Source organism: Advenella mandrilli, from assembly GCF_016595155.1.
Classification (GTDB): Bacteria; Pseudomonadota; Gammaproteobacteria; order Burkholderiales; family Burkholderiaceae_B; genus Advenella; species Advenella mandrilli.
Window position 1 is genome coordinate 1 of the sequence record NZ_JAENGP010000022.1, and the last position, 6,524, is coordinate 6,524.

Below are 6,524 nucleotides of genomic sequence, written 5' to 3' on the forward strand. Positions count from 1 at the left end.
ACCATCACATTGCCTGCAGAAAAAGAAATGGTTCTGCCTGGTGATAACGTCTCTATGGACGTGGAACTGATTGCGCCTATCGCGATGGAAGAAGGTCTGCGTTTTGCGATTCGTGAAGGCGGCCGTACCGTTGGCGCCGGCGTTGTTGCTAAAATCAACGCTTAATGCATTATGTGCGTGTGGTATTAAGTAATTAATGCTACAATGCTCAATTGCCTTGTCCTGTGGGCAAGGCAATTTGTTCTTTATATTGTTCTTTGGGAAATACAATGAAAAACCAAAAAATCCGTATCCGTTTGAAAGCTTTTGACTACAAACTGATCGATCAATCAGCAGCTGAAATTGTTGATACCGCCAAGCGCACAGGCGCTGTTGTACGTGGTCCAGTTCCACTGCCAACACGTATCAAACGTTTTGACGTATTACGCTCTCCACACGTGAACAAAACTTCCCGTGACCAGTTCGAGATCCGTACTCATCAACGTTTGATGGATATTGTAGATCCAACAGACAAAACAGTTGATGCATTAATGCGACTTGACCTGCCTGCAGGTGTTGACGTAGAAATCGCATTGCAATAAAATACTTGCTTTCTTAGCGAACAAAGTTTACTAGATGGGTGCTTAGCTCAGTTGGTAGAGCGGCGCCCTTACAAGGCGTAGGTCACAGGTTCGACCCCTGTAGCACCCACCATCAAGTATATATAGAAAATACCGTGCCTGTGGCACGGTATTTTTTTTCCTCTTCCGCTTTCATTACATTTTTTCTGTACAGTTATAAGAACATCCGACAAGGGCTGCGCAATGGTATGTGCAAGGAAAGGTAATGGAATGTTTAACACGACACCAGAAAACCGTTATATTATCGGATTCGGTGGCGAGTAATGCCTGTGATTAATTTACCGTTTTGAACGGGGAATTTTATATAACTGGAATCTATAAGCAAATAAAAACAAATATAGAACAGTCATATAAAATAGCGCTCATAAAATGGTCATGATTGGGAAATGCGTTGATCCGCTTAGAGAACATTCTTAAAACCTACAAAACAAAAGATAAAACCCTTCATGCTTTGTCAGGCATAGACCTGCAAATTGAAAGGGGCAAGATTTTTGGCATTATCGGTCGCTCCGGGGCCGGCAAAAGCACGCTTATCCGCATGTTGAACCTGCTTGAAAAACCAACGCAGGGCAAGGTGTTCATCAATGAGCGGGACATTACGATTATTTCCGAGGCCCAGCTCAGGAAAGTGCGCCAGAAAATCGGTATGGTGTTTCAGCACTTTAACCTGCTCACTTCCCGAACCGTGCTGGATAATGTCTGCTTTCCCCTGCGGCTTGCCGGCCTGCCAAAAAAAGAACGTCACGAACGCGCCATTGAGTTGCTGAATCTGGTGGGCCTGACAGACCATATTCACAAATATCCCCGTCAATTGTCGGGTGGCCAGCAGCAAAGGGTGGGTATTGCCAGAGCCTTGGCCAACAAGCCGGAACTGTTGCTGTGTGATGAAGCGACCAGCGCCCTGGACCCAGAAACAACGCAATCCATTCTTGGCTTGCTGGCAGATATCAATAAACGCCTGGGTATTACGATTGTCCTGATTACCCATGGCATGGATGTGATCCGCTCTATCTGTGACCAGGTGGCCATTATTGATGGCGGCAAAATTGCGGAAATAGGTGAAGTGTTGGATGTTTTCCTGCATCCGCAGCATCCAACCACCATGGCCTTGCTATCGGAAAGCGGGGTGGATGCCAATAGCTGGCGGGAGTTGGTTGAAGGCGTGCAAGGCCGCATTATCCGTCTTACCTACCGGGGGATGGCAACAGCTCAGCCTCTGTTAAGCCATGCAAGCCGGGAATTGAATGTAAACCTGAGTATTTTGCAGGGTGCGGTTGGTAAAATCAAGGACACGCCGTATGGCCAGCTGGTGCTGGCGGTGGACAGCGAAGAAAAACAATATGCCCCTTTGGCAGCCTTTTTCAAGGCGCAAAATGTTGAATATGAGGTATTGAAACCATGAACTGGGATAGAGTTGATTGGCCATTGATTGGTGAAGCCACGATTGATACCCTGCTGATGACGGGATGGTCCTTGTTGTTGACGGTTGTGATTGGTTTGCCGTTGGGGGTTTACCTGTACCTGAGCAGTGAACGCCAGCTACTTGAAAACAAGGCAGTCTACCAGGTCTTGTCTCTGGTGGTGAATGTGTTGCGATCGGTGCCATTTATCATTTTGCTGATTGTACTGATCCCGTTTACCCGTCTTGTGATGGGCAGTGCCCTGGGGGTGAGTGGTGCGATTCCGCCCTTGGTGGTTGGCGCAGCACCGTTTTTTGCGCGGTTGGTGGAAAACGTCTTGCGTGAAATAGATCCGGGCATTAATGAGGCCTGTAATGCCATGGGTGCCAATTCACGGCAAACGGTCATGTGGGCCTTATTGCCCGAGGCCACAACAGGCATTATTAGCGCGATTGTGGTCACCGCGATTACACTTATTGGTTATTCTGCTATGTCTGGTGTAATTGGTGGTGGTGGGCTGGGTGATGTGGCCATTCGTTTTGGGTACCAACGTTATCAGTCCGAGGTCATGATTGTAACGGTGGTTGTTTTGATAGTGATGGTCCAGCTGGTTCAGATGCTGGGCGATCGGTTGGTCGTTAAATTTAACAGAAAATAGTATGGAGCATCTTATGCAAATTAAAAAAATTTTTGCAGGTCTGGTATTGGCATCAAGTGTGGTTGGGCTTAGTAATGCGGCTGCCAATGAAAAATTAAGCATTGCGGCTACCCCGGTTCCGCATGCCGAACTTCTGGAGCATATCAAACCGGCCTTGGCCAAAGACGGTATTGACCTTGAAATCAAGGTATTTACCGATTACGTGCAGCCTAACCAGCAAGTGGCCGACAAACAGCTGGACGCCAATTTTTTCCAGCACAAACCTTATCTGGATACCTTCAATAAAGAGAAAGGCACCAACCTGGTATCGGTCGGTCTGGTGCACGTAGAGCCTTTTGGCGCTTACTCCAAAAAAATCAAGGCTATCAGCGAGCTTAAAGATGGTGCCCTGGTTGCGATTCCCAACGATCCTTCCAATGGCGCACGTGCTTTGCTTTTGCTGCAGCAGCATGACTTGATCAAGCTGAAAGACCCCAGCAATTTGCTGGCGACTTCACGCGACATTGTCGAGAATCCCAAAAACCTGAAATTCAAGGAACTGGAAGCGGCCACTCTGCCCCGTGTATTGGAAGACGTGGATGTTGCCCTGATTAATACCAACTATGCACTGGAAGCCGGCCTGAATCCTACCCAGGATGCGCTGTTTATTGAAGATGCGGAATCACCGTATGCCAACCTGGTTGCTACTATTCCCGAGCAAGAAAAATCAGAAAAAATTGGCAAGTTGATAAAAGCCCTGCAAAGCGAAGACGTGAAGGCATTTATCGCTGAGCAATATAAAGGCGCGATTGTTCCTGCGTTTTAATTGAAATGATTGGAATAATGGCCGGCATGTTGGGTGATATGTCGGCCATTTTCTTTTGTAGTACCCGGTTATTACCGGACCCTGGCAATTAAAAGCCATAATTGAACCATTCGATTATGTTAAGAGGTTTGAGATGGCAAAAATTATTCACGTTATGATTCGCTGCAAGGACCTGGAAGCATCCAAGGCATTTTATAAAACCGCTTTTGGGCTGGCGCCTTCCCATGAGCTGGATTTCCCCACTTTTACCCTGTGCTATTTGCGGGGTCCGGAAAACGATATGGAAATTGAGTTGACTTACAATAAGGATCGAGAAGAACCTTACACTCATGGTGACGGTTATGGTCATGTCGCCATTTGTGTGGATGATCTTGAAGCGGAGCATGCCCGTTTTGCCGCAGCAGGATTGAATCCGCTTGAAATCAAGACATTCAGGGATGGTGATACGGTGCTGGCCCAGTTCTTTTTCGTTCAGGACCCGGATGGTTATAAGATTGAAGTGTTAAAAAAACTGGGACATTACCAATAGGTATTGAGGCTGGCTATAATAAAAAGGCCGGTTGTTACCGGCCAGAAGCTTGCCGCTGGATTGTGAATCCTGCCAAAGACTAATCATAAAATAAGGCAGCTTTTATTCATCACGGAGACAACGATGTGCAGCATATACTCACAAACAGACCCGATCATGTATGAAAGCCGTAGCCGTTCTGTCCGGATTGCCAGGGTGGTAACCAGTATCCGGCTTGAAAACATGTTTTGGGAAACGCTGGCGGAACTGGCCGAGAATGATGGCGTAACTACCAACCAGCTGATTGCCCAGTTATACGATGAAGTTTATGCCTATCGGGGCGAAGCAACCAATTTCACTTCTTTCCTGCGTGTAACCTGTATGCGTTACCAGGCGGTACGGCATATTGCCGGCAAGGCAGGACTGTTCCTGAATGAAATGAAACTCATGGCAGGCAAAACACCGGGGTTACCGGCCAGGCAAGACCGTTAAAAACCGGTCGTTAAAGAATAAGGACAGTCTTTGCTGATTAAGGGTAAACCTTAAAAGATGTAGTACGTGGATGTTACCCGGTTGCCTTATATGAGTTGATAATAAATTAATAATAAAAAACAGATAAGTGCAGTCAGGAATAAAAAATTCACAAAGGAAAGACGATGGAAACAAAAATGAAAGTTCACAGGCAGGCTGGCACCCTGACCCGACGCAGCTTCCTGAAAGGTTCGGCAATCCTGACCGGGATGCTGGCCTCCGGGTCTATCTTGGCCACGCTGGCCCCATCCAGGGTTTGGGCGCTTGAGCTGAAACAGCTTAACCAGTTGCAGGCCGATACTATCCTTGCCATGGCTAAGGCCCTGTATCCACACAAGGATTTGCCTGATGCGGTCTATGCCCTGCTGGTTAAGGATATTGATGCATCGGCACAGGAAGCAGCCGGTGCAGAATTGGTCAAGGCGGGTGTGGAAAAACTGAATGCGGCGGCGGGGGGTGATTTTGCCAAACTGTCTCTTGAAAAGCAGACCGACATACTGAAGGCCATGGAAAAAGAGGGTAACCCGTTTTTCCGCAAGGTGCGGGGCCAGGGTGTTACGTCTTTGTATGACAACGATATGGCTTATAAATATTTTGGTTATGAGGGTGAGGTTTTTTCCCGTGGTGGTTATCTGAAAAATGGTTTTGATGACCTGAAATGGCTGCCTGATCCACCGGTTGAGGCCAGCCCTCCCTTTGCATCCTGAATAAGGGCGCGGCCAATGCAGGCCTGCGTTGGTGGGCAGGAATAAGGCCCGTCAGGAAATAGCAATGCGATGCCAAAAGAGCACCGGTCGCTGGCAGGGGCTCCATATCAATGACTTATAAATAAAGAATAGCGGAGACAGGACATGACTACATTTAACCAGAAAGACGATAGTGTTGTCGTTATTATTGGCTCAGGGGCTGGGGGTGGCACGCTGGCCAACGAGTTATGCCAGAAAGGCATCAAGGTGGTGCTGTTTGAGGCAGGTGCCCGGCAGAGTATAGAAACCTTTGTGCAGGATGAGTGGAAATCATTCCAGCAATTGGCCTGGCTGGATAACCGGACTACCTCGGGTAGTTTTCGGCTGGTGCGGGATTTTCCGAACCTGCCCACATGGATCTGTAAAACGGTAGGTGGCACCACCACTCACTGGGCAGGGGCGTCGTTGCGGTTACAGGATCATGAGTTCAGGGCCCGGACCCATTATGGTGATCTCAAGGATGCCAACTTGCTGGATTGGCCCATTACCCTGCAAGAGCTGGAGCCGTATTATGCCAGGGCGGAAGATAAATTGGGTGTGACCAGAACCAATGATATTCCCGGATTGCCGGGCAATAATAATTTCAAGATCATGTATGACGGTGCTACCAAAATTGGCTACAACAAGGTCAGTACAGGACATATGGCGATTAACAGCCGGCCCCGTGACGGCCGGGGAGTCTGTATCCAGCAGGGCTTCTGTTTTCAGGGCTGTAAGGTGGGTGCGAAGTGGTCTACGTTATATACGGAAATCCCGGCAGCTGAAAAAACCGGCAACCTGGAATTGCGCGATCAATGCCATGTGGCGCAGATTGAGCATGACGATACCGGCAAGGTGACCGGCATTGTTTATTTTGACAAGGACGGCAAAGAACAACGCCAGGCGGCGCGGGTGGTTTGTGTGGCGGGCAACTCCATTGAAACGCCACGTCTGTTGCTGATGTCGGCTTCGTCCAAATTCAAGGATGGGCTGGCGAACAGTTCCGGGCAGGTAGGCCGCAATTATATGCGTCATACAACGGGTTCGGTCTATGCGGTGTTTGATGAGCCGGTACATATGTATCGGGGAACGACCATGGCGGGTATTGTGCAGGATGAAGCCATTCACAACGAAAAACGGGGGTTTGTGGGGGGGTATGAGCTTGAAACCGTGGCCCTGGGCCTGCCGTTTTATGCCGCTTTCTTTGATCCGGGCAGTTGGGGGGCTGATTTTGCTTCGTATATGGATGCCTATGATTATACGGCTGGTTTGTGGAT

9 protein-coding genes and 1 tRNA gene are annotated in these 6,524 nt (G+C 48.5%); all 10 read left to right on the forward strand.

Annotated elements, in window-relative coordinates; all coding sequences use genetic code 11:
- A partial coding sequence (locus JHL22_RS14875) for an EF-Tu C-terminal domain-related protein (RefSeq protein ID WP_503488464.1) occupies positions 1–165 on the forward strand: 165 nt, incomplete at its 5' end.
- A gap of 104 nt (positions 166–269) precedes the next feature.
- Positions 270–581 (forward strand): 30S ribosomal protein S10, encoded by a 312-nt coding sequence (rpsJ, locus tag JHL22_RS14880; protein ID WP_200239219.1) that lies wholly within the window; start codon positions 270–272, stop codon positions 579–581.
- Between the two features lie 36 nt (positions 582–617).
- Positions 618–693 (forward strand) — tRNA-Val (locus tag JHL22_RS14885).
- 318 nt (positions 694–1,011) lie between these two features.
- Complete coding sequence (locus tag JHL22_RS14890) at positions 1,012–2,022, forward strand: methionine ABC transporter ATP-binding protein (protein ID WP_200239221.1); 1,011 nt, start codon at positions 1,012–1,014, stop codon at positions 2,020–2,022.
- Positions 2,019–2,678, forward strand: coding sequence for a methionine ABC transporter permease (locus JHL22_RS14895; RefSeq protein ID WP_200239222.1), 660 nt, complete (start codon positions 2,019–2,021; stop codon positions 2,676–2,678). Before JHL22_RS14890 ends, JHL22_RS14895 begins: the two co-directional genes overlap by 4 nt.
- 13 nt (positions 2,679–2,691) lie before the next feature.
- Entirely contained in the window at positions 2,692–3,483 is a 792-nt protein-coding gene (locus JHL22_RS14900) for a MetQ/NlpA family ABC transporter substrate-binding protein (RefSeq protein ID WP_200239224.1), read from the forward strand.
- 133 nt (positions 3,484–3,616) lie between these two features.
- Positions 3,617–4,012: a VOC family protein gene (locus JHL22_RS14905; RefSeq protein ID WP_200239226.1), complete on the forward strand. Its 396-nt coding sequence runs from the start codon at positions 3,617–3,619 to the stop codon at positions 4,010–4,012.
- A gap of 123 nt (positions 4,013–4,135) precedes the next feature.
- A complete protein-coding gene (locus tag JHL22_RS14910; protein WP_200239229.1) occupies positions 4,136–4,483 on the forward strand; it encodes a ribbon-helix-helix domain-containing protein in 348 nt (115 codons plus the stop codon).
- Between the two features lie 176 nt (positions 4,484–4,659).
- Positions 4,660–5,229 carry a twin-arginine translocation signal domain-containing protein gene (locus tag JHL22_RS14915; protein ID WP_234041331.1) on the forward strand — a complete coding sequence of 190 codons (570 nt, stop codon included), beginning with the start codon at positions 4,660–4,662 and terminating at the stop codon, positions 5,227–5,229.
- A gap of 144 nt (positions 5,230–5,373) precedes the next feature.
- Positions 5,374–6,524, forward strand: a 1,151-nt coding sequence (locus JHL22_RS14920; RefSeq protein WP_200239233.1) for a GMC family oxidoreductase, incomplete at its 3' end; no start/stop codon positions are given.